The following is a 20,101-nucleotide window of genomic DNA, read 5'->3' as shown; positions in this document are numbered from 1 at the left end:
TTGCGGCGGGTCGCGGTGTCAAAGCGTTCCGACACCGCGACCCGCCGCATTGCGGGTACGGCCCGACCGGGTGGTCCGTCAGGGGTTCATCTCGTACGCGCCGGAGAGCGCCTCCACCTGGGACCAGACCCGGGCGGTGCGCTGCGGATCGGCGACCGGTCGACGGACCTGGGTCAGCGCCCACGCCGCCTGCGCGTCGGTGGTGGCCGCCTTGCCGTGCAGCTCGGTGGCGTGGCCGGAGAAGTCGCGGACCAGGATGTCGAAGATCTCGTCCAGCAGGTCGGCGTCCAGGCCGGTCAGCGCGGCCTGCTCCAGGATCAGCTGGCCGTAGACGACCAGCGCGAACAGTTGGCCGAGGGCCAGCAGGAAGTCCAGGTCGCGCTGCTGCTCCTCGCTCGGCGCGTGGGCGGCCAGCAGCGCGCAGAGCCCGTCGGCCTGCTCCCGGAACCGGGCCACGTTCGGCACGCCGGCGTGCGCGTCGTACGCGGCCCGCCAGTCGTGGAAGCGGATCGCGCCGAGCCCCCGGGCCGGGCCCTGCCGGAACAGGAACTCGTCGTCGGACGGGTCGTGCCGGGTCGGCACCGGCGGGAACTCGGCCGGCCGGAACAGGTAGTTGGCCATGAACTTCAGGATCAGGGCCAGGTTGACGTGCACGGTGCCTTCGAGCTTGGGCAGGCCCCGAATGTCGCGGGCCGCCTTGTCGAAGTAGGTGTCCGCCTCGAAGCCCTTGGCGGCGATGACGTCCCAGAGCAGGTCGACGACCTTCTCGCCCTCGGTGGTCACCTTCATCTTGGTCATCGGGTTGAACAGCAGGTAGCGGCGGTCGTCCGGGCCGGCCGAGCGGAAGTAGTCCACCGCCCGGTCGCTGAACAGCTTCATCGCCACCAGCCGGGCGTACGCGTCGGTCAGCTCCCGGCGCACGTGCGGGAAGTCGGTCACCCGCCGGCCGTAGAGCACCCGGTTGTGGGCGTGGGTGACCGCCTCGTACATCGCGTGCTCGCAGATGCCGATCGAGGCGGTGCAGAGGTTGAACTTGCCGACGTTGACGGTGTTGAGGGCGGCGTCGAAGGCGGCCTTCCCGGTGTGCAGGACGTCCTCGGCGCGCACCGGGTAGTCCTCCAGCCGGAACTCGCTGACGTACATCTGCGCGTTCACCACGTTGCGCACCAGGTGGTACGCGGGGTGCCGGCTGTCGGCGGCGAAGAAGACGTAGCCGTCGGGGCCGTCGACGTCGGCGCGGCGGCCGAAGACCGAGACCAGGCCGGCGACGTTGCCGTTGCCGATGTAGTACTTGCCGCCGGTGGCCCGGAAGCCGCCCTCGCCGTCCGGGGTGAGCAGCATGTCGGTGGAGTAGATGTCGGCGCCGTGGCTGCGCTCGGAGAGGCCGAAGGCCATCACGTGGCCGGCGTCGAGCAGGGTGGCGGCGCGGGCCCGGGCGGCGGCGTTGTCGCTCTGCCAGACCGGGCCGAGGCCCAGGACGGTGACCTGCCAGGTGTACCAGTAGCCGAGGCCGTAGAAGCCGAGCACCTCGCTGAGCGCGGCGTTGCGGGCGGTGTCCCAGCGCTTCGCCGGGTTGCCGGCACCGTCGGCGGCCGGGGTGCAGAACGCCGCGAAGAGACCGGACTTGGCGGCGAAGTCGAGGAAGTCGCCGTACCAGGTGTGATCGTTGTAGCTGTCGACCAGGACCTTCTTGCCGCGCTGCTCGAAGAAGTCGACGGTTGCGCGCAGCAGCCGGCGGGACTCGGAGTCGAGGTGGGCGGGGTCGTAGGTGCGCGGGTTGAGCAACGGGTCGGCCATGGGGGTCCTTTCCGGAAGGTGGGGTCAGCGGGCGAGGTCGCGCAGGGTGGCGAGGACGTCGTCGAGCCAGGCCAGCACCATCCGCTCGTACGCGATGCCGCCGCGCAGCACGACGTGCTGGAGTGCCGCGCGGGCGTCGCCGGGGTCGGGCGCCGGGAAGTCGCGGCGCTCGCCGGCCAGGTAACTGGCGAGGACCGCCTCGTGGTCGGCGCGGTAGCGCTCGACCTCGGCGACCAGGTCGGCGCGGCCGGCCCGGTCGGCGAAGGCGGCACCGCGGATCTTGACGGCCAGCTCGTGCCGGACCGCCTCGGGCTGCACGGGCGCGCGCAGCCAGTCGGCGAGCGCGCTCTGCCCGGCGGCCGTGGCCGACCAGCACCGTTTGTCGGGGCGGCCGTCCTGGCCGACCTCCTCGGCGGTGACCCAGCCGTCGCTCTCCATCCGCTTGAGCACCCGGTAGATCTGCTGGTGGGTGGCGGTCCAGAACCGGCCGATCGAGCGGTCGAAGCGGCGGGCCAGCTCGTAGCCGGAGGCCGGCTGCTCCAGCAGGGAGACCAGGATCGCGTGCTCGAGGGCCATACGGGCATCCTGCTATGCAACGAGTTGCATAGGCAAGGCCGCAGGGGCGTCGGTCACACGCACGACGACGCCGCGCCCCTCGCGGGAGCGCGGCGTCGTCGGATCAGGGTCAGCGTCGGGCGCCGGCGGGGCGGCGGGTCAGCGCCAGCCCGAGGGCGATCATGCCGACGCCGAGGAACAGGTGCAGCCAGTCGTCCGCGTTGTTGAGCGGGACGAAGTTGGCGCCGCTGTCGTGGTTGACGACCACGCCGTAGAGCCAGAGCACCAGGTAGATGGCGCCACCGGCGAGCAGGTACGCCCGCGAGCCGGAGACCGTACGCGCCAGGGCGAGCCCGGCGACACCGAACGCCAGGTGTACCAGGTTGTGCAGGATCGACACCTGGAAGAGCCCGAGCAGCTTCGCCTCCGACTCGTGGCCGGCGAACATCATCTCGCCGTAGTCCGTGGTGATGCCGGGGATGAAGCCCAGCACGCCGATCAGTAGGAAGACCACGCCGACCGCCTGTGCGGCGCGGCGAACGGGGGACGCGGCGGTCGCCGATGCCCCTCGACCGGGTCTGTTCACCATGTCAACCACCTCCGTCGAAGTCCGTGTGGTGCCGGATGCCCGGGACCACACCCCGCAAACCTCCGGAACCGGGCGGTTGTGTGCGGAGGCCGGCTCAGGCCGGTGGCAGGTGCTCGCGGAGCGCGGCGAACTCGGCCACGGTCAGCCAGGAGGGGTTCGCGCCCTGCGGCTGGCGGAGGACCTCCGCCCCGGCCAGCCGGGCGTCGGCGCGCAGCCGCTCCCGGGGCACCCGGTCGCCCGGGTCGAGCACCGTCAACTCCAGCGGCACCGACCAGGTCTCCCCCGGCGCCCCCGGCACGGCCGGCCCGGCCAGGCGCCCGACACCCCACACCCCGTACGCCAGCCGGCGTCGGCTGCCACTGGCCCAGAGGACCACCGGCTGACCCGCCCGCATCAGCTCGGTGCGGTAGCCGGGGCGGACGCACCAGCTCCGCACCCGGGGGTCGGCGGCGAAGCGGGACGCCAGGTCGACCGCGTCCGCGTTGCCCTTGACCACCCAGGCGCCGAGGCCTTCCGGGGTCACCCGTCGAGTCGTCATCCGGTGCTGGTGCCCGGGACCGGCGCAGGTCAATCAGTCAACGTGGCGTTGACCACTCCACGAGGGGTTTACCGGGCGTGGGAGGTGGAGACTTTCCCCCGGTACCGACAGAGGGGGAGACCGTGTCCGAGACCGACCGCCCAGAGCCGCGCGACCCGGGCACCGCGCCCGCCGGGGTGACAGATCCGCTCCTGTGGCGGCTCGCCGCCGGCGTGGCGGACGCGCACCAGCCGGACGAGACCGGACACTGCGACAACCTGCTCTGCGGCCACCAGGAGTGGCCGTGCGATGCCGCCCGCCAGGCGCAGCGGGCGCTGGCACTCTCCGGCGACGCTCCCGAGGAGGTCGCCGACCCGGTCCGCGACGACCAGCGCGAGGAGTCGCCGGGCGACCTGACGGCCCTGTCCCACCGCCGCTCCCGGACGGCCGCCGAGGCCGCCTGACGCTTCCCGGGCGGGTACCTGCGCACCTACTTACCGACCCGCCGTCACATCGGCCGGCTCCGCTGTGTCTACTGCTGTGAGACGCGACGAGGGGGCGACGTGACAGCGGTCGACGAGCACGAGTGGTTGACGCAGCGGTTCGAGGAGCACCGGACCCGGCTCCGGGCGGTGGCGTACCGGATGCTCGGCTCGGTGAGCGAGGCCGACGACGCCGTCCAGGACGCCTGGCTACGGGTCAGCCGGGCCGACACCGGTGCCGTGGAGAACATCGGCGGCTGGCTGACCACCGTGGTGGCCCGGGTCTGCCTGAACGCGCTCCGCTCCCGGGAGCGGCGCCGCGAGGAACCCCTCGACATGCGGCTGCCCGAGCCGGTGATCAGCCGCGAGCCCGGGGACGACCCCGAACACGCCGCGGTGCTGGCCGACTCGGTCGGGTTGGCGCTGCTGGTGGTGCTGGAGACCCTGACGCCGGCCGAGCGGCTCGCGTTCGTCCTGCACGACATGTTCGCCGTGCCGTTCGAGGAGATCGCCCCGATGGTCGAGCGGTCGCCGGCCGCGGCCCGGCAACTGGCCAGCCGCGCCCGGCGGCGGATACGCGGGCAGGCCCCCGTGCCCGACCCGGACCTCGCCCGGCAGCGGGAGGTCGTCGAGGCGTTCTTCGCCGCCGCCCGCGACGGCGATTTCGACGCGCTCGTCGCCGTGCTGCACCCCGACGTCGTGCTGCGCTCCGACGCCGGCCCGGGCAGCCGCCACACCGTCGTGCTCACCGGCGCGGAGACGGTCGCCGGGCAGGCGGTCACCTTCGGCCGGCTCTACCCGTTCATGCGGCCGGCGCTGGTCAACGGGGCCGCCGGCGCCGTGGTCGCGGCGCAGGGCCGGCCGATCTCGGTGATGGGCTTCACCGTCACCGACGGCCGGATCGTCGCCGTCGACGTGCTCTCCGACACCGACCGGCTACGCCGGCTCGACCTGGCCGACCTCGACGACTGACGGCATCCGGCCCAGCGGGGGCGCGGGACCTCGGTCGCCCCGCCGGGCGGCGATGTCGCCCGCACCGAGGGGTGCCGCCGCCCGGCCCCGCGGCACCCACCGCGGCCGCGGACAGCCAGGCCGGTCAGGCGTCCGCCTCCGCGCGCAGCTGCTCCTCGGAGGCGCCGCGCCGCCAGTAGCCGGCGAAGGTCACCCGCCGCCGGTCCAGGCCGCGGTCGGTGACCAGGTGCCGGCGGAGCGCCCGGACCGTCGAGGATTCGCCGGCGATCCATGCGTACGGGACGCCGGCCGGCAGCCGCGCGGCGCGCATCGCCTCGACCAGCAGGCCGCTGCCGGGCGGGGTGGTGCCGCGAACCAGCCAGCGCACCTCCGCGTTCGCCACGGAGGGCAGTTCGCGCACGTCGGCCGCGTCCGGCACCTCGATCCACGCCCGGACGGTGGCACCGGCGGGCAGCCAGGCCAGGATGCCGGCGGCGGCCGGCAGCGCCGTCTCGTCGGCGGCCAGCAGGACATGGTCGGTGCCGGGCGGGGGCCGGAAGCAGACGCTGCGGTTGTCCCGCTCGGCGGGTCCCAGCAGGACGATCCGGTCCCCCGGCCGGGCCCGGCCCGCCCACCGGGTGGCCGGGCCGCTCTCGCCGTGGTGGACGAATTCGACGTCCACCTCGGACGCCTCCGGCCGCTGCCCGCTGATGGTGTAGGAGCGCATCACCGCGCGGACGGCCGGGTCGGTGGCCCGCCAGCGCGCGTACCAGTCGTCCCCAGCGTCGAGCGGGACCACCGGCTCCGGCTGGCCCGGGTGGGGCAGGAAGAGCGAGACGCTCTGGTCCCGGCCGCCGCCGGCGAACGCGGCCAGCTCCTCGCCGGTCAGGGTGACCCGGATCAGCGAGGCGCCGATGCGCCGGGTGTGCCGGACCTGGGCCTGGTAGAAGCGGTAGCGCAGGGCGACGGGGGTCGCGGTCCCGGTCGTCACGGCGTCAGCCGACCCGCTTGGCCGACCGGATGGCGGTGGCGAGGTTCTCCAGCAGCGGCGCCGCGCCCGCGTACGAGAAGCGGGGCACCGCGTCCCACGGGGTGACCTGGTTGGCGCGGACGGCGGGCAGCTGCTGCCAGGTGGGCTTGGCCGCGAGGTCCTTGGGCTGCAACGCGGTGGACCGGTTGTCGAGCAGGATCAGGTCGGCGGGGAACTTGCCGGCGTTCTCCCAGCTCAGGCTCTCGAAGTAGTCTCCGGTGGCGAGCTTGTTCGGCACCACGATGTCGACGCCCAGCTCCGCGAAGTACATCAGGTCGGTGCTGACCTTCGGGTTGGAGACGTAGAACAGGTCGGGGCTGCCGGAGGCGGCGAGCACCCGGATGCCGGGGTTGGCCCTGACCGCCTGGCGGACCGACTCGGCGGCGGCCTCGAAGCGCGCCTTGGCGTCGGTGACCTTCTTCGCGCTCAGGTCGGCGCCGAGTGAGCGGGCGAGTTCCGCGTACCGCTCGATGGGCCGGGTCATCGGCACCCGGGCGGTGGTGACGGTGGCGCTGGGCGCCAGGGCGAGGATCTTGTCGCGGCTCTCGTCCGGCACGTACCAGAGGGCGCCGGGGTCGTACATGTGGGTGACCAGCAGTTCGGGGCGCAGCCCCGCGTACTTCTCGACGTTGAACTCGCCCCAGACGTTGCCGAGCACGGTGACCCGGTCGACGTCGAGGCCGCCGGCCTGTGGATCGGCCGAGCCGTCGCTGCTGGTGGTCTCGCCGAACACGCCGACGAGCTGCGAGTCGAGTCCGAAATCGACCAGCGCGGCGGCGACCCCGGTGAAGGCGACGAGCCGGGTCGGGGTGCTCGCCAGCTCGATCTTCTGGTTGCGGTCGTCCGTGAACGACCAGGGACCGGTCGAACCCTTCGCGCTGGTGGAGCCGGGCTTGTCGGCCTGGCCACAGCCGACGAGGAGGGTGGCGAGAGTGGCGCCGCCGGCGGCGAGCAGGCCGCGGCGGGAGAGTCCGCGGGCGGACGTGGAAGCAGGCATGATGACGTCTTTCGATCAGGACCGGACCGCGATGATCCGCGATGGCGAGGTTAGGTTAACCTAACCTAATCCGAAGTCAACCGGTGCCATGCCGTTTCCCCCCGGAGCCGACCCTGTCCGTCACCACGCTCGCCGCCGCCCCGGCGCCGGCGCCCCCCACCCGCCGGGTCGGCCCCGCCGCGGCGCTCGCCGCCGGGCTGCTGCTCCTGCTCGTCGTCGCGGTGCTGAGCATCGCCGTCGGCGCCCGGCCGCTCTCCCCCACCGAGGTCTGGCACGGCCTGGTCTCCGCCGCCTCCCCCGAACACGCGGTGGTGCACCGGATGCGCCTGCCCCGCACGCTGCTCGGCCTGGTCGCCGGTGCGGCGCTCGGGGTGGCCGGGGCGCTGATGCAGACCCTCACCCGCAATCCGCTGGCCGACCCGGGACTGCTCGGCATCAACGCCGGCGCGGCGGCCGCGGTCGCCTCCGCCACCGCCCTGCTCGGCGTCGGCACCACCGGCGGCTGGATCTGGTTCGCCCTGCTCGGCGCCGCCACCGTCACCGTCGGGGTGTACGCCGTCGGCGGCGGCCGGCGGGCCACCCCGGACCGCCTCGCGCTGGCCGGGGCGGCGCTCAACGCGGTGCTCTACTCCTACGTCAGCGCGGTCATGCTGCTGAACTCCGCCTCGCTGGACCGGCTGCGGTTCTGGACGGTCGGCTCGCTGGCCAACGCCGAGTTCGCCACCCTGCGTACCGTGGCGCCCTTCGTGCTGGCCGGCCTGCTGGTCGCCCTCGCCGGCGCGCGGTCGCTGAACGCGCTGGCCCTGGGCGACGACACCGCGCGGGCGCTCGGCGCCCGGCCGGCCCTGGTGCGCGGCGGCGCGATCGCGGCGGTCACGCTGCTCTGCGGCGCGGCCACCGCCGCCTGCGGGCCGATCGTCTTCGTCGGGCTGCTCGTGCCGCACCTGGTCCGCGTGCTGACCGGGCCGGACCTGCGCTGGCTGCTGCCCGCCTGCGCGCTGTACGCGCCCGTCCTGCTGCTCGGCGCCGACGTGCTGGGCCGGCTGCTGGGCCGCCCCGGCGAACTTCAGGTCGGCCTGGTCACCGCCGTGCTCGGCGGCCCGCTCTTCCTGCGTCTGGTGGCCCGGCGATGACCGTGCTGCGCACCCCCGGTGGCCGGTCGCTGCGCTGGCGTCCCCGATCGCTGGTCGTCGTCGCCACCGCGGCGTTGCTCGCCGTCGGCCTCGGCGTGCTCGCCGTCGGCGGCGGCGACTACCCGATGAGCCCGGCCGACGTGCTGCGCACCCTGACCGGGGGCGGCACCGCGGCCGAGGAGTTCATCGTCGGCGAGCTGCGCCTGCCCCGGCTGGTCACCGCGCTGGGCGTCGGGGCCGCCCTGGCGCTGTCCGGCGCGGTGGTCCAGACACTGCTGCGCAATCCGCTGGGCAGCCCCGACGTGCTCGGCATCACCCAGGGAGCGGCGACCGGCGGGCTGATCGTCGTGGTGCTCGGCGGCAGCAGCCTCGCGTTGTCCGGCGCGGCGCTGGCCGGCGGGCTCTGCACCGGCCTGCTCATCCGGGCCGTCGCCGGCGCCCGGGGCCTGGCCGGTCACCGGCTCGTGCTGGTCGGCATCGGCGTCACGGCGATCCTCACCGGCGTCAACGGCTGGCTGCTCACCCGGGCGCCCCTGATGGACGCCGCCCGGGCGGTGCTCTGGCTCACCGGCAGCCTGGACGGGCGCGGCTGGTCGCAGGCGGTGCCGCTGCTCGGCGTCCTCGCGGCGCTCACCCCGGTGGTGCTCGCCGGCGGCCTGGCAATGGCCATGGTGGAGCTGGGCGACGAGACCGCGACCGCGCTGGGCGTGCCGGTCACCCGGGTGCGGCAGGTGCTGCTCGGCGCGGCGGTGCTGCTCGCCTCCGTCGCGGCGGCCGCCGCCGGGCCGGTCTCCTTCGTGGCGCTCACCGCCCCGCACCTGGCCCGCCGGCTCACCCGCGCGCCCGGGCCGAACCTGGTGGCCTCGGCGCTCACCGGTGCGGTGCTGCTGGTCGGGGCGGACCTGGTGGCGCAGCGCACCCTCGCCGGCCAGCAGCTCCCGGTGGGCGTGGTGACCGGCGTGCTCGGCGGGACGTACCTGGTGTGGTTGCTCGCCGCGCGGCGGGCCGGACGGAATTGAAGGAGGTCACGTGTCGGGACACCCACGCCTGGACGGGGTCGGGCTGACCCTGGCGTACGAGCGGCGGATCGTCGCGGAGGGGCTGTCGGTGGCCGTACCGGACGGGTCGTTCACCGTGGTGATCGGGCCGAACGCCTGCGGCAAGTCGACGCTGCTGCGGGCCCTGGCCCGGACGCTGCGGCCACGCGCCGGGACGGTGCTGCTCGACGGGCGGGACATCCACGCGCTGCCGTCCCGGGCGGTGGCCCGTACCCTCGGCCTGCTGCCGCAGTCGTCGGTGGCGCCGGACGGCATCACGGTGGCCGACCTGGTCGCCCGCGGCCGCTACCCGCACCAGGGGCTGCTGCGGCAGTGGTCCCGAGAGGACGAACGGGTGGTCGCCGAGTCGATGGCCGCCACCGGCGTCGCCGAGCTGGCCGACCGCCCGGTCGACGAGCTCTCCGGCGGGCAGCGGCAGCGGGTCTGGATCGCCATGGCGCTGGCCCAGCAGACGCCGCTGCTGCTGCTCGACGAGCCGACCACCTGGCTGGACGTCGCCCACCAGATCGAGGTGCTGGACCTGTGCGCCCGGCTGCACGAGGAGCAGGGCCGGACGCTGGTGGCGGTGCTGCACGACCTGCACCACGCCGCCCGCTACGCCACCCACCTGATCGCTATGCGCGACGGCCGGGTGGTCGCCGAGGGCGACCCGCGCGAGGTGGTCACCGCCGAACTGGTCCAGGAGGTGTTCGGGCTGCCGTGCCGGATCGTCGAGGACCCGGAGACCGGCACGCCGCTGGTGGTGCCCGCCACCCGCCGTCCACGTTTGCCGGACGCTGCCTCGGGGGTAGTGCCGACGTCCTGACCGGACGCCAAGATCCGGCGTACGGCCGGTGGAGTCGCGATGGCGGGCATGGCCCGGAAGTGGGCGGGGTCCGCCGTCGGCCGGCTGCGGCAGGGCTGGCGGCCGGCGCTGGAGGCGGCCGCGGCGGCCACCGTCGCGTGGATCGTCGCGGCCCGGCTGATCGGCCACCCGGATCCGTTCTTCGCGCCGAGCGCCGCGCTGATCGTGCTCGGCGAGGCGCGCGGGAAGCGGCTGCGGCAGACCGTCGAGATGGTGCTCGGGGTGGCCGCCGGGGTGCTCGCCGCCGACCTGGCCGTGCAGTCGCTCGGCCCCGGCACCGGCACCGTCTTCCTCGTGCTGCTGCTGACCATCGGCCTCATGCTGACCATCGGAGCGAGCAGCAGGCTCACCGTCCAGGCCGCCGTCTCCGCGCTCTACCTGGTCGCGGTGGCCGCGCCGCAGGGCGGCGGGCTGGTGCCGTTCCGGTTCGTCGACGCGCTGATCGGCGGCGCGGTGGCGCTGGCCGCCAGCCAGCTCATGGTGGCCCGGGACCCGCTCGGCCCGCTCGTCGCCGAGGCCCGGCGCACCTACGGCGACCTGGCCGACCTGCTCGACCGGATCGACCGGGCCCTGGCCGGCGCCGACGAGAAGGCCGCCCGCGCGGCGCTGGACCGGGCCCGCGAGGTGGACGGCTGCGTGGACCGCTTCCGCGTCGCCGTGCAGGCCTGCAGCGAGTCGCTGCGGCTGCGGGTCCGCAAGCGCCGCCACCTCGACCAGGTCGCGGAGGTCGAGGCCACCTGCCACCAGCTCGACTACGCGGTACGCAACATCCGGGTGCTGGCCCGCAACGGCGTGACGCTGACCCGGCTCGGCACGCCGGCCCCACCGGAGCTGAGCGAGGCGATCCGGGCGCTCGGCGAGGCGGTGCGCGCCGCCGCCGACGCCCTCTCCACCGACCTCGGTGGACACTCCGACGCGGACCGGCACGCGGAACGCGCCGACCACGCCGCCCTGCAGGCGGTACGCCTCGCCGCCCGGATGCTCCGGGCCGACCCGCCGCTGCCACTGATCATGATCGTGGGCCAGATCCGGGCCACCGCCATCGACCTGCTGCGCGGGGTCGGGGTGGACGACGCGGCCGTGCTGGGACGGGTCGACGAGGCGCTCGGGCTGCCGAACACCTGAGCCCGCCGGTCGTATCCCGGTCGACGGCCGGCGGGTGTCGCGACGGGGTGCCGGGTGAGCGTGCCCGCCGCGCTCGCCGTCAGCTCGAGCCGGTGCCGGTCCAGCCTTCGCTGATCCACGGCGGCGCCCACCCCGTCACCGCCGCCGCTGCGGCGAGGACGGTCACGGTCGCTGTCCCCACGAGCGCACCCCGCCCGAGGTACCTGGACCTGGGCAGGCGGGTCAGCAACCAACCCGCGGCCACGGTCACCGGCAGGAGAAGACAGCTGGCCGCGCCGAAGTAGAAGGTCCACTCGCCGGGCGAATCCCTTCCGATCCACAGTGCATTCGCGGCGGCCGTGCCGAGCCAGGTGTGGGCGATGACCACCAGGCCGGCACTCGTGGCCGCCTGGGCGACCTCCGATCGCCTGCCCACGGTGCTCCCGTCTGTCGATCTCGTCCGGGTCGATCAGCTTATCCGGGCTGGTCCGCTCCGTTCGAAAATCCCTCCCGGCTCAGCGGGGCGACGGCGGGGCGGCCGCCCCGGCCTGCGGCTGCGGGCCGAAGGTGCGCAGGAACCGGTCCCGGAAGGTGTCCATCCGCCAGACCGGCGCGCTCGGGCCGGGCCGCAGCCCCTCGTCCCAGCCCCAGGCGGCCACCCGGGCCAGCACGGCGGGATCGTGGGCCACGATGGTGATCGGCACGTCCCGGCCGGCGTCCTCGCCGGTCACCACCGGCGCGGGCTGGTGGTCGCCGAGGAAGACCAGCACAAGGTTGTCGTCACCGTACGTTTCCACATAGGAAATAAGGCTGTTCAGCGAGTACTCGATGGAGCGCCGGTAGCCGGTGCGGACCTCGGTGGCGCTGCGCCCCACCACGTCCTTCGGGTTGACGGCCACCGAGGTCGGCCGGCGGTAGACGGACCCGTCGCCGACGTGGTCCCAGTCGAGCATCCGGGGGATCGCCGCCCAGGGTGAGTGGCTGGAGATCAGCGGGATCTCCGCCATGATCGGCGCGTGCCCGGGCGTGGCCCGTTCCCGCCGCTGGAAGGTGGCCAGCGTGTACTGGTCGGGCATGGGCGCGTAGTTGAACTTCGGGCCGCGGTAGTCGAGCCCGGCCGCGTCGTGGTAGCGGTCGAAACCGAAGAAGCTCTTCTCCGGCCAGGGCTGGGTGGCCGCCGGCATCACCCCCACCGTCTGCCAGCCGGCCCGCCGGAACGCGCCGTTGAGGGTGAGCCGGTCGCCGGCCAGCAGGCTGAGGTGACGTTGCTGGTTGTCCACCCAGAGCCCGGACAGCAGCGTGTCGTGCGCCAGCCAACTCCCCCCGCCGGCGGTGGGTGAGGTGAGAAAACCGCTGCGGGCGTGAAAGCCCCGCTCGGCGAGCCGGCGCGTACCGCCGTCGAGCACCTCGCCGACCTGCGGGGCGAACTCCGGGTCCTGCACCGCGTCCCGGCCGTAGCTCTCCACGAACGCGACGATCACGTCCTTGCCGCGCAGGGCGGTGAGCAACTCGTCGCCCGGGGCGTCGCGGAAGGCGTCGTCGGCGGCCTCGGCGGCGAAGGCCTCCCGGTCCCGCAGCCCGGCACCCAGCTGGCCGACATGCTGGCCGACCAGCCTGGACGTCCCCGAGTCGGCGACCGGCACGCCGATCGTCGCGCCGGCGACCCAGACCGCCGCGCACCCCGCCAGCACCCGGACCGCCCGGCGGTCGTGCCGGGACACCAGCCGGGCCAGCCGGAGCACCGACCGGGTGGTCAGCACCACCAAGGCGCCGACCGCGGCGACCAGCGCCACGATCGCGCCGACCGCGCCGGCCCGGCCGACGGAGTCGCGGACGAAGCCGTACGCGTCGTCCAGCAGCACCCAGTCGAGGACCAGGTCGAAGGGGCGGGCGAGGCTGGCGGACATGCCCATGTCGAGCAGCTTGACGACGGCGAGCAGCCCGAGCGCGACGCCGCACAGCACCGCCACCGCCCGCCGGGCCACGCCGCGCAGCACCAACAGCAGCGCGGCGGCGACCAGCCCCTCGACCGGGATGCGCAGAAACGCGGCGGGGCCGAGCTGGTCGAGCCGGTTCGGCGCGACCAGCACGGCGAAGACGAGCAGGCCGGCCGCCACGGTGGTCACCCGCGCCGCGACGGTACGCACCCGTCGTCCCCGTCCACCGGCGACGGCGTCGTCCGTCGTGGCGCCGGCCGGCTCCGACGCGATCGGAGCGTCGGGATCCTCCGCCCCGGCGGGAAGCTCGGGGGCCGGCGCGGACGCGGCGTCGACGGCCGCCGCCCCGACGGAGGGGCCGGCGGGCGGGTCGAGGGCCGCCCCGTCGGGGCGAGGCTCCGGCGTCGGGTCGGCCGGGCGGGCCGGTCCCTCCGCCGTGGCCCGACGGCGCAGGCGCGACAGCACTGACACTGCGATGTCCCTTCCCTGGGCTACCCCCGGCCGGCCGGCCGGGCGATCGGTGCGGCTCAGACGGGCTGGTGCGCGGCGAGCGGGCGCTCGGCGACGGTCTCCCGCACCGGCCGGGGAGCCGGCGTCGGACGGCGTACGGGGGCGATCCGGACCCGGCGATGCCACCAGAGCCAGCCGACGTCGTGGCCGAACGACTCGACCAGCACCGCCAGCGAGGCCGCCAGCACGACGGCGGTCGCCGGCGCGGGCAGCACCTCCGCCGTGGCGACCAGCAGCAGCACCCCCTGAGCCGCGGCCACCACCTTGCGCCAGTACCGCGGCGGCAGCGTCCCGCGCAGCCAGGGCAGCACCCAGCTCGCCGCGACGAAGGCGTACCGCATCGCGCCGATGGCGAGCACCCAGCCGCCGGTGGACGGCGCCACGTGGACGCTGAGCACCAGGATGAGGAAGGCGTCGACCTCCATGTCGAAACGGGCGCCGAGCGCGCTGGCGGTGCCGGTGCGCCGGGCCACCCAGCCGTCGACGGCGTCCAGGGCGAGCGCCACCGCGGCCATCGGCACCAGCACGGCCAGCGGCGCCGCCGCGTCGACGCCGTCCACCACCAGGGCGGTCACCCCGCCGACGAGCACCGCCCGGGTCAGCGTCACCCGGTCCGCCGGGCCCAACCGGTCCGCGCCGCGCCGGCGCAGGCCCCGGTCGAGCGCCCCGCAGAGCCCGATGCCGTACGCGACGCCGGCCAGCCAGCCGGCGACGTCGAGCCCGACGGTCGCGGCCAGCCCGGCGAGCAGGACGATCTGGGCGGTCAGGCCGATCACCGGACCGGTTCGAACCTTGGACACCCTGCCTCCGTGTTTATGATCGACGGCCTCGACAGGAAACACGGAGCGGATGGCCGTTCGGTTCGGTCCGGCGGCCAGATGAGGAGAACATCCGCGTGATCCGCGACGCCCGCGCCTTCTGGCTCCGCTCCCCCGGCGTGGGTGAGATCCGCCCGGTGACGCTACCGGAGCCGGGCCCCGACGAGGTCCTGGTACGCGCGCTGTACTCGGGGGTCAGCCGGGGCACCGAGACGCTGGTCTTCACCGGCGGCGTGCCGGCCGGCCAGTACGCGGCGATGCGCGCCCCGTTCCAGGAGGGCGACTTCCCCGCCCCGGTCAAGTACGGCTACCTCAGCGTCGGCGTGGTCGAGGCCGGTCCGGCGCGGCTGCGCGGGCGTACCGTCTTCTGCCTGCACCCGCACCAGAGCGCGTACGTCGTGCCGGCCTCGGCCGTGACGCCGGTGCCCGACGGCGTGCCGGCGGCCCGGGCGGTGCTGGCCGGCACGGTGGAGACGGCGGTGAACGCGCTCTGGGACGCCGCGCCCCTGGTCGGCGACCGGGTCAGCGTGGTGGGCGCCGGCATGGTGGGCTGCGCCGTCGCGGCGCTGCTGGCCCGCTTCCCCGGCGTACGCGTCGAGCTGGTGGACACCGACCCGGCGCGGGCGGCGGTGGCCGCGGCGCTGGGCGTCGGGTTCGCGTCGCCCGACGACGCGGCCGGCGGGCGGGACCTGGTGGTGCACGCCAGCGCGACCGGCCCCGGGTTGCAGCGGGCCATCGACCTGCTCGCGCCGGAGGGCACGGTGGTCGAGCTGAGCTGGTACGGCGACCGGCCGGTCGAACTGTCGCTGGGCGGGTCGTTCCACTCCGGCCGGTTGACCATCCGCAGCAGCCAGGTCGGCACGGTATCGCCGGCCCGGGCGGCCCGGCGAAGCTACGCCGACCGGATGGCGCTGGCCCTGGAGCTGCTCGCCGACCCGGTCTTCGACGCGCTGCTCACCGGCCGGTCGCGCTTCGCGGACCTGCCCGACGTGCTCGACCGACTGGCCGCGGGGAGCCTCCCCGCGCTGTGCCACCTCATCACCTACGACGGGGAGTGACGCCGTGTTCAGCGTGACCGTACGGGACCACATGATGGTCGCCCACAGCTTCCGGGGCGAGGTCTTCGGGCCGGCGCAGCGGCTGCACGGGGCGACGTTCGTGGTGGACGCGACCTTCCGCCGCGCCGAGCTGGACGCGGACGGCATCGTGGTGGACATCGGCCGGGCCACCGAGGAGCTGCGGGCCGTCCTGGCTGAGCTGACCTACCGCAACCTCGACGACGAGCCGGCCTTCGCCGGGGTGAACACCACCACCGAGGTGCTGTGCCGCACGGTGGCGGACCGGCTGGCCGAGCGGGCGCACGCCGGTGGGCTCGGCCCGGGGGCCCGCGAGCTGGCCGGGATCACGGTGACGCTGCACGAGTCGCACATCGCCTGGGCCAGCTACGAGCGGTCGCTGTAGCCGGTGCCCGTGGTGCACGTCGTCCTCCCCGGCGACATCGACGACCCGGCCACCCCGAGCGGCGGCAACACGTACGACCGCCGGGTCTGCCGGGGCCTCGCCGAGCGGGGGTGGGCGGTGCGCGAGCACGGCGTACCCGGGCGGTGGCCGCGTCCCGACCCGCCGGCGCGGACCCGCCTGGCCGGGGTGCTCGCGACGCTGCCCGACGGCACGGTGGTGCTGCTGGACGGGCTGGTCGCCTCGGCCGTGCCGGAGGTGCTGGCCCCGCACGCCCGGCGGCTGCGGCTGGTGGTGCTGGTGCACATGCCGCTGGCGGACCAGACCGAGGCCGCCGCGCTGGCCTGCGCCGCCGCGGTGGTCACCACCAGCGAATGGACCCGCCGCCGCCTGCTCGACCGGTACCCGCTGCCCGCCGACCGGGTGCATGTGGCCACCCCCGGGGTGGACCCGGCACCACCGGCGACCGGCACGGGTGCCGGCACGGCGCTGCTCTGCGTCGCGGCGGTCACCGCGCACAAGGGACACGACGTGCTGGTCCGTGCCCTGGCCGAGGTCGCCGACCTGCCCTGGACGCTGGACTGCGTGGGCGCGCTCACCCGCGATCCCGGCTTCGTCGCCGGGCTGGGCCGGCTGGTGGCCGAGCGGGGGCTGGCCGGGCGGGTGCGGCTGGCCGGCCCGCGCACCGGAGCCGACCTCGACGCCGCGTACGCCGCCGCCGACCTGCTGGTGCTCGCCTCGCACGCCGAGACGTACGGGATGGTGGTCACCGAGGCCCTGGCCCGCGGCCTGCCGGTGCTCGCGACCGAGGTGGGCGGGGTGCCCGAGGCGCTGGGTGTGGCCCCGGACGGCGAACCACCCGGCCTGCTGGTGCCCGCCGACGACCCCGCCGCGCTCGCCGGCGCGCTGCGGCGCTGGCTCACCGGGGCGCCGCTGCGGCACCGGCTGCGGCGGGCGGCCCTGGCCCGCCGCGCAGGGCTCACCGGCTGGCCGGACACCGCCGCGGCGATCGCCCACGTCCTGAACGGAGTAAGGAATTGACCACGCACGTCACCGACCCCTTCGCCGACTGGCTCGCGCTGCGCGAGCCCGCCGACGCCGCCGCCCGCGCCGACGAGCTGGTGGACCGGGTCCGCGCCCGGCTGGCCGCCGGTCGGCCCCTGGTGGTGCACGACCTGGGCAGTGGCACCGGCTCCATGGCGCGCTGGCTGGCCCCCCGGCTGCCCGGCCCGCAGCACTGGGTTCTCTACGACCGGGACCCGGGGCTGCTCGACCGGGCCCTCGCCGCCCCACCGCGCGCCGCCGACGGCAGCCCGGTGCGCGTCGAGACGCGGCGCACCGACATCACCCGGCTGACCGCCGCCGACCTGGCCGGCGCCGACCTGGTCACCGCCTCGGCGCTGCTGGACATGCTGACCGCCGAGGAGATCGAGGCGATCGTGACGGCCTGCGTCGGGGCGGGCCGCCCGATCCTGTTCACGCTCTCCGTCGTCGGCCGGGTGCGGTTCGACCCGCCGGACGAGCTGGACGCGCAGGTCGCCGCCGCGTTCGACGCGCACCAGCGCCGGACCGTCGACGGCCGGCGGCTGCTCGGGCCGGACGCCGCCGCGGCCACCGTCGCCGCGTTCCGGCGGCACGGGGTTCCCGTGACCGTCCGGTCCAGCCCGTGGCGGCTGGGCGCCGGGCAGGGCGCGCTGATCGCCGAGTGGTTCACCGGCTGGTGCGACGCCGCCGTCGAGCAGCGCCCGGAGCTGGCCGCCCGGATCAGCGGGTACGCGCGCCGCCGGCTGGCCGAGGCGGCGGCGGGCCGGCTTACCGTCACGGTGGGCCACGACGACCTGCTCGCCGGGGTGGAATGAACCCGACGGCCGACCGGTACGTGGATCAGGGAGAGATCTTCGACAGGAGGCCCCCGCGTGCCACAGGCTGCCCACGACACCCCCGGCACCCCGGTCCGTCCGACGTGGGCCTGGATGAGCAACCTCGGCGGCGTCGCGCTGGTGGCGGCGCTGCTGTGGTGGCTGGGCACCGGCCCGGCGCTGGCCGCGCTGCGCCGCATCGACACTCCGGCGGTGGTCGCGGCGCTGCTGCTCGGCGCGCTCAGCACCGTCTGCTGCGCCTGGCGGTGGCGGCTGGTCGCCGGGGGGCTCGGCGTCCGGCTCCCGCTGGGCACCGCCGTGGCGGACTGCTACCGGGCGGTCTTCCTCAACGCCACCCTGCCCGGCGGGGTGCTCGGCGACGTGCACCGGGCGGTCCGCCACGGCCGGCAGGCCGGCGACCTGGGCCGGGCCGTACGGGCCGTGGTCTGGGAACGCAGCGCCGGTCAGGTCGTCCAGGTCACGCTCGCCGCGGCGCTGCTGCTGGCGCTGCCGTCACCGGTGCGGCCCTGGCTGCCGGCGGCCACCGCGCTGACCCTGGCGGTGGCCCTCGGCGTGGTGCTGCTGGCCCGGGCGCTGCCCCGCTCCGGCCCGTCCCGACGAGCCCGCGCGCTGCGCGCCGCCGCCGCCGACGTCCGCGCCGGCCTGCTGACCCGCCGGACCGGGCCGGGGGTGCTGCTCGCCTCGGCGGTCGCGGTCCTCGGCCACCTGGGCACCTTCCTGGTGGCGGCGCGGGTCGCCGGGGCCACCGCGCCGCTGGCGCAGCTGCTGCCGCTGACCCTGCTGGCGCTGCTGGCGATGGGGCTGCCGACGAACGTGGCCGGGTTCGGCCCGCGCGAGGGGGTGGCCGCCTGGGCGTTCGGGGCCGCCGGCCTGGGCGCCGCCCAGGGGGTGTCCACCGCGCTGGTGTACGGGGCGCTGGTGGTCGTCGCCGCCCTGCCCGGCGCCGCCGTGCTGCTGCTGGGCCGGCCTCCGGCCCGGTTCCCGTACCGGTCCACGCCTCGTACGGTGCGGTTCTGCCGCGGTACCCGCTGCCGGGTTGGCCGGCAGCGCCTGACGGAGGAGATACATGTACGGAGCACTTCCGGTCGCCACGGTCCGCACGCAGGTCACGGTCCCCCTCCGCCTGCCCGACGGGTACGCCACCACGGCCCGGGTCTTCACCTTCGACGGGCTGGTGGACGGGCGGGAGCACCTGGCGTTCGGGCTGGGCGACTGGGCGGGGGCGCTGCGGCGGCAGCCGGCCGGGCCGGCGCCGCTGGTCCGCCCGCACAGCGAGTGCCTGACCGGGGACGTCTTCGGCAGCCGGCGCTGCGACTGCGGTCCGCAGCTGCGCGAGGCGGTGGAGCGCATCGCCGACGCCGGCGGGTTCCTGCTCTACCTGCGGCAGGAGGGGCGCGGCATCGGCCTCTACCCGAAGCTGGACGCCTACGCGTTGCAGGACGCCGGCCTGGACACCTACGAGGCGAACGTGGCGCTCGGGCACGGCGAGGACGAACGCGACTACCGGGCGGCCGCGCAGATGCTGGCGGTGCTGGGGGTGCGGCGGCTGGCGCTGCTGAGCAACAACCCGGAGAAGGCCGAGCAGCTCGACGGGCTCGGCGTGGCGGTGACGGAGGTGGTCCCCACCGGGGTCTACCTCTCCCCCGCCAACGCCGACTACCTGGCGGCGAAGGCGAGCCGGGCGGCCACCCGCACCGCCGACTCGCCGTCGCTGACCTGAGATGGGCGCCGTGCCGGCGGACCGGCGGCCGTACGTGCTGCTGAGCTGCGCCACGTCGATCGACGGGTACATCGACGACGCCACCGGGCAGCGGCTGCTGCTGTCCAACGCCGACGACCTGGCCCGGGTCGACGCCGTCCGGGCCGGCTGCGACGCGATCCTGGTCGGCGCCGGCACCGTCCGCCGCGACGACCCGCGGCTGGTGATCCGCTCGGAGCGGCTGCGCCGGGCGCGGGTGGACCGCGGGCTGCCGCCGTCGCCGGTGAAGGTGACGCTGACCGGGCGGGGCGACCTCGACCCGAGCGCCCGGTTCTTCACCGTCGGCGACGCGGACCGGATCGTGTACTGCGCCTCGCCGGCGGTGGCGAAGACCAGCGAGGTGCTGGCCGGGCTGGCCACCGTGGTGGACGCCGGCGACCCGCTGGACCCGGCCCGGGCGCTGGCCGACCTGGCCGGGCGCGGGGTGGACCGGCTGATGGTGGAGGGCGGCGGGTCGGTGCACGCCCAGTTCCTCACCGCCGGGCTCGCCGACGAGCTGCACCTGGTGGTCGCCCCGTTCTTCGTCGGCGACCCCCGGGCGCCCCGCTTCGTCCGCGACGGCCCGTTCCCGTGGCACCCCGGCCGGCGGGCCCGGGTGGTCGAGGCCCGCCAGATCGGTGACGTGGTGCTGGTCCGGTACGCCCTGTCGGAACGCTGCCCGGACGCCTGACCCGGTGAACCG

General features: G+C 75.6%; 21 protein-coding genes and 1 pseudogene. 13 read left to right on the top strand and 9 right to left on the bottom strand.

All coding sequences use genetic code 11. The features are described from left to right. Window positions 1-78 precede the first annotated feature (78 nt). The 4 genes from GA0074696_RS14400 to GA0074696_RS14385 form a co-directional block, all read right to left on the bottom strand. Window positions 79-1,797: an acyl-CoA dehydrogenase gene (locus tag GA0074696_RS14400; protein WP_088961582.1), complete on the bottom strand. Its 1,719-nt coding sequence runs from the start codon at window positions 1,795-1,797 to the stop codon at window positions 79-81. 24 nt (window positions 1,798-1,821) lie between these two features. Next, window positions 1,822-2,373 carry a PadR family transcriptional regulator gene (locus tag GA0074696_RS14395; protein WP_088961581.1) on the bottom strand — a complete coding sequence of 184 codons (552 nt, stop codon included), beginning with the start codon at window positions 2,371-2,373 and terminating at the stop codon, window positions 1,822-1,824. Between the two features lie 109 nt (window positions 2,374-2,482). Next, window positions 2,483-2,941 (bottom strand): DUF4383 domain-containing protein, encoded by a 459-nt coding sequence (locus GA0074696_RS14390; protein WP_088961580.1) that lies wholly within the window; start codon window positions 2,939-2,941, stop codon window positions 2,483-2,485. A gap of 94 nt (window positions 2,942-3,035) precedes the next feature. After that, complete coding sequence (locus GA0074696_RS14385) at window positions 3,036-3,479, bottom strand: hypothetical protein (protein ID WP_088961579.1); 444 nt, start codon at window positions 3,477-3,479, stop codon at window positions 3,036-3,038. A 122-nt stretch (window positions 3,480-3,601) separates the two neighbouring features. On the opposite strand from GA0074696_RS14385, the gene GA0074696_RS14380 reads away from it, so the two are divergent. Beyond that, the gene (locus GA0074696_RS14380) at window positions 3,602-3,922 is read left to right on the top strand and encodes a hypothetical protein (RefSeq protein WP_088961578.1); all 321 of its coding nucleotides are present in this window, start codon (window positions 3,602-3,604) and stop codon (window positions 3,920-3,922) included. 99 nt (window positions 3,923-4,021) lie between these two features. Then, complete coding sequence (sigJ, locus tag GA0074696_RS14375; protein WP_172894285.1) at window positions 4,022-4,912, top strand: RNA polymerase sigma factor SigJ; 891 nt, start codon at window positions 4,022-4,024, stop codon at window positions 4,910-4,912. Window positions 4,913-5,036: 124 nt separating this feature from the next. Here sigJ and GA0074696_RS14370 read toward each other — a convergent pair whose 3' ends face one another. Both GA0074696_RS14370 and GA0074696_RS14365 read right to left on the bottom strand, forming a co-directional pair. Beyond that, window positions 5,037-5,882: a siderophore-interacting protein gene (locus tag GA0074696_RS14370; protein ID WP_088961577.1), complete on the bottom strand. Its 846-nt coding sequence runs from the start codon at window positions 5,880-5,882 to the stop codon at window positions 5,037-5,039. Window positions 5,883-5,886: 4 nt separating this feature from the next. Beyond that, window positions 5,887-6,918 (bottom strand): ABC transporter substrate-binding protein, encoded by a 1,032-nt coding sequence (locus GA0074696_RS14365; RefSeq protein WP_088961576.1) that lies wholly within the window; start codon window positions 6,916-6,918, stop codon window positions 5,887-5,889. A 68-nt stretch (window positions 6,919-6,986) separates the two neighbouring features. Between GA0074696_RS14365 and GA0074696_RS14360 the strand changes: the two genes are divergently transcribed. From GA0074696_RS14360 to GA0074696_RS14345, 4 genes are read left to right on the top strand one after another with little or no spacing between them, the layout of a single operon-like run. Beyond that, a complete protein-coding gene (locus tag GA0074696_RS14360; RefSeq protein ID WP_407940611.1) occupies window positions 6,987-8,051 on the top strand; it encodes a FecCD family ABC transporter permease in 1,065 nt (354 codons plus the stop codon). Continuing rightward, on the top strand, window positions 8,048-9,070 hold the full coding sequence (locus tag GA0074696_RS14355; RefSeq protein ID WP_088961575.1) for a FecCD family ABC transporter permease: 1,023 nt from the start codon (window positions 8,048-8,050) through the stop codon (window positions 9,068-9,070). Before GA0074696_RS14360 ends, GA0074696_RS14355 begins: the two co-directional genes overlap by 4 nt. Window positions 9,071-9,113: 43 nt before the next feature. Next, window positions 9,114-9,914: an ABC transporter ATP-binding protein gene (locus tag GA0074696_RS14350; protein ID WP_197700872.1), complete on the top strand. Its 801-nt coding sequence runs from the start codon at window positions 9,114-9,116 to the stop codon at window positions 9,912-9,914. A gap of 39 nt (window positions 9,915-9,953) precedes the next feature. Next, window positions 9,954-11,078, top strand: a complete 1,125-nt coding sequence (locus tag GA0074696_RS14345) for an FUSC family protein (protein WP_231925376.1) — start codon at window positions 9,954-9,956, stop codon at window positions 11,076-11,078. A gap of 79 nt (window positions 11,079-11,157) precedes the next feature. Here GA0074696_RS14345 and GA0074696_RS14340 read toward each other — a convergent pair whose 3' ends face one another. The 3 genes from GA0074696_RS14340 to GA0074696_RS14330 form a co-directional block, all read right to left on the bottom strand. Further along, on the bottom strand, window positions 11,158-11,493 hold the full coding sequence (locus tag GA0074696_RS14340; protein WP_088961573.1) for a hypothetical protein: 336 nt from the start codon (window positions 11,491-11,493) through the stop codon (window positions 11,158-11,160). A 79-nt stretch (window positions 11,494-11,572) separates the two neighbouring features. Then, window positions 11,573-13,465 carry a sulfatase-like hydrolase/transferase gene (locus GA0074696_RS14335; RefSeq protein WP_157745926.1) on the bottom strand — a complete coding sequence of 631 codons (1,893 nt, stop codon included), beginning with the start codon at window positions 13,463-13,465 and terminating at the stop codon, window positions 11,573-11,575. Window positions 13,466-13,521: 56 nt separating this feature from the next. Further along, window positions 13,522-14,304 (bottom strand): CDP-alcohol phosphatidyltransferase family protein, encoded by a 783-nt coding sequence (locus GA0074696_RS14330; RefSeq protein ID WP_088961571.1) that lies wholly within the window; start codon window positions 14,302-14,304, stop codon window positions 13,522-13,524. A 95-nt stretch (window positions 14,305-14,399) separates the two neighbouring features. Between GA0074696_RS14330 and GA0074696_RS14325 the strand changes: the two genes are divergently transcribed. The 7 genes and pseudogenes from GA0074696_RS14325 to GA0074696_RS14295 all read left to right on the top strand — a co-directional run bounded on the left by GA0074696_RS14325 (window position 14,400) and on the right by GA0074696_RS14295 (window position 20,089). Further along, window positions 14,400-15,380, top strand: a complete 981-nt coding sequence (locus GA0074696_RS14325) for a zinc-dependent alcohol dehydrogenase (protein WP_088961570.1) — start codon at window positions 14,400-14,402, stop codon at window positions 15,378-15,380. A 4-nt stretch (window positions 15,381-15,384) separates the two neighbouring features. Beyond that, window positions 15,385-15,783 carry a 6-pyruvoyl trahydropterin synthase family protein gene (locus tag GA0074696_RS14320; protein WP_088961569.1) on the top strand — a complete coding sequence of 133 codons (399 nt, stop codon included), beginning with the start codon at window positions 15,385-15,387 and terminating at the stop codon, window positions 15,781-15,783. A gap of 3 nt (window positions 15,784-15,786) precedes the next feature. After that, window positions 15,787-16,821, top strand: coding sequence for a glycosyltransferase family 4 protein (locus GA0074696_RS14315; protein ID WP_088961568.1), 1,035 nt, complete (start codon window positions 15,787-15,789; stop codon window positions 16,819-16,821). Continuing rightward, window positions 16,818-17,639, top strand: coding sequence for a methyltransferase domain-containing protein (locus GA0074696_RS14310; protein ID WP_088961567.1), 822 nt, complete (start codon window positions 16,818-16,820; stop codon window positions 17,637-17,639). Before GA0074696_RS14315 ends, GA0074696_RS14310 begins: the two co-directional genes overlap by 4 nt. 114 nt (window positions 17,640-17,753) lie before the next feature. Beyond that, window positions 17,754-18,626: pseudogene (locus GA0074696_RS14305) on the top strand (lysylphosphatidylglycerol synthase domain-containing protein); the annotation flags it as partial. Between the two features lie 100 nt (window positions 18,627-18,726). Further along, a complete protein-coding gene (locus GA0074696_RS14300; protein WP_088961566.1) occupies window positions 18,727-19,380 on the top strand; it encodes a GTP cyclohydrolase II in 654 nt (217 codons plus the stop codon). 1 nt (window position 19,381) lies between these two features. Further along, window positions 19,382-20,089, top strand: coding sequence for a RibD family protein (locus GA0074696_RS14295; protein WP_088961565.1), 708 nt, complete (start codon window positions 19,382-19,384; stop codon window positions 20,087-20,089). Window positions 20,090-20,101 lie beyond the last annotated feature (12 nt).

It is taken from the genome of Micromonospora purpureochromogenes, assembly GCF_900091515.1.
In the GTDB taxonomy this organism is placed as follows: Bacteria; Actinomycetota; Actinomycetes; order Mycobacteriales; family Micromonosporaceae; genus Micromonospora; species Micromonospora purpureochromogenes.
Note: the sequence above shows the minus strand (reverse complement) of the source record. Positions and strands in the feature narration are given on the sequence as shown.

Excerpts from the sequence above, each read along its gene's own strand:
- GA0074696_RS14390 (WP_088961580.1), bottom strand. The coding sequence starts at position 2,941 with ATGGTGAACAGACCCGGTCGAGGGGCATCGGCGACCGCCGCGTCCCCC.
- GA0074696_RS14355 (WP_088961575.1), top strand. The coding sequence starts at position 8,048 with ATGACCGTGCTGCGCACCCCCGGTGGCCGGTCGCTGCGCTGGCGTCCC.
- GA0074696_RS14395 (WP_088961581.1), bottom strand. The coding sequence starts at position 2,373 with ATGGCCCTCGAGCACGCGATCCTGGTCTCCCTGCTGGAGCAGCCGGCC.
- GA0074696_RS14345 (WP_231925376.1), top strand. The coding sequence starts at position 9,954 with ATGGCGGGCATGGCCCGGAAGTGGGCGGGGTCCGCCGTCGGCCGGCTG.
- GA0074696_RS14295 (WP_088961565.1), top strand. The coding sequence starts at position 19,382 with ATGGGCGCCGTGCCGGCGGACCGGCGGCCGTACGTGCTGCTGAGCTGC.
- GA0074696_RS14385 (WP_088961579.1), bottom strand. The coding sequence starts at position 3,479 with ATGACGACTCGACGGGTGACCCCGGAAGGCCTCGGCGCCTGGGTGGTC.
- GA0074696_RS14400 (WP_088961582.1), bottom strand. The coding sequence starts at position 1,797 with ATGGCCGACCCGTTGCTCAACCCGCGCACCTACGACCCCGCCCACCTC.
- GA0074696_RS14365 (WP_088961576.1), bottom strand. The coding sequence starts at position 6,918 with ATGCCTGCTTCCACGTCCGCCCGCGGACTCTCCCGCCGCGGCCTGCTC.
- GA0074696_RS14300 (WP_088961566.1), top strand. The coding sequence starts at position 18,727 with ATGTACGGAGCACTTCCGGTCGCCACGGTCCGCACGCAGGTCACGGTC.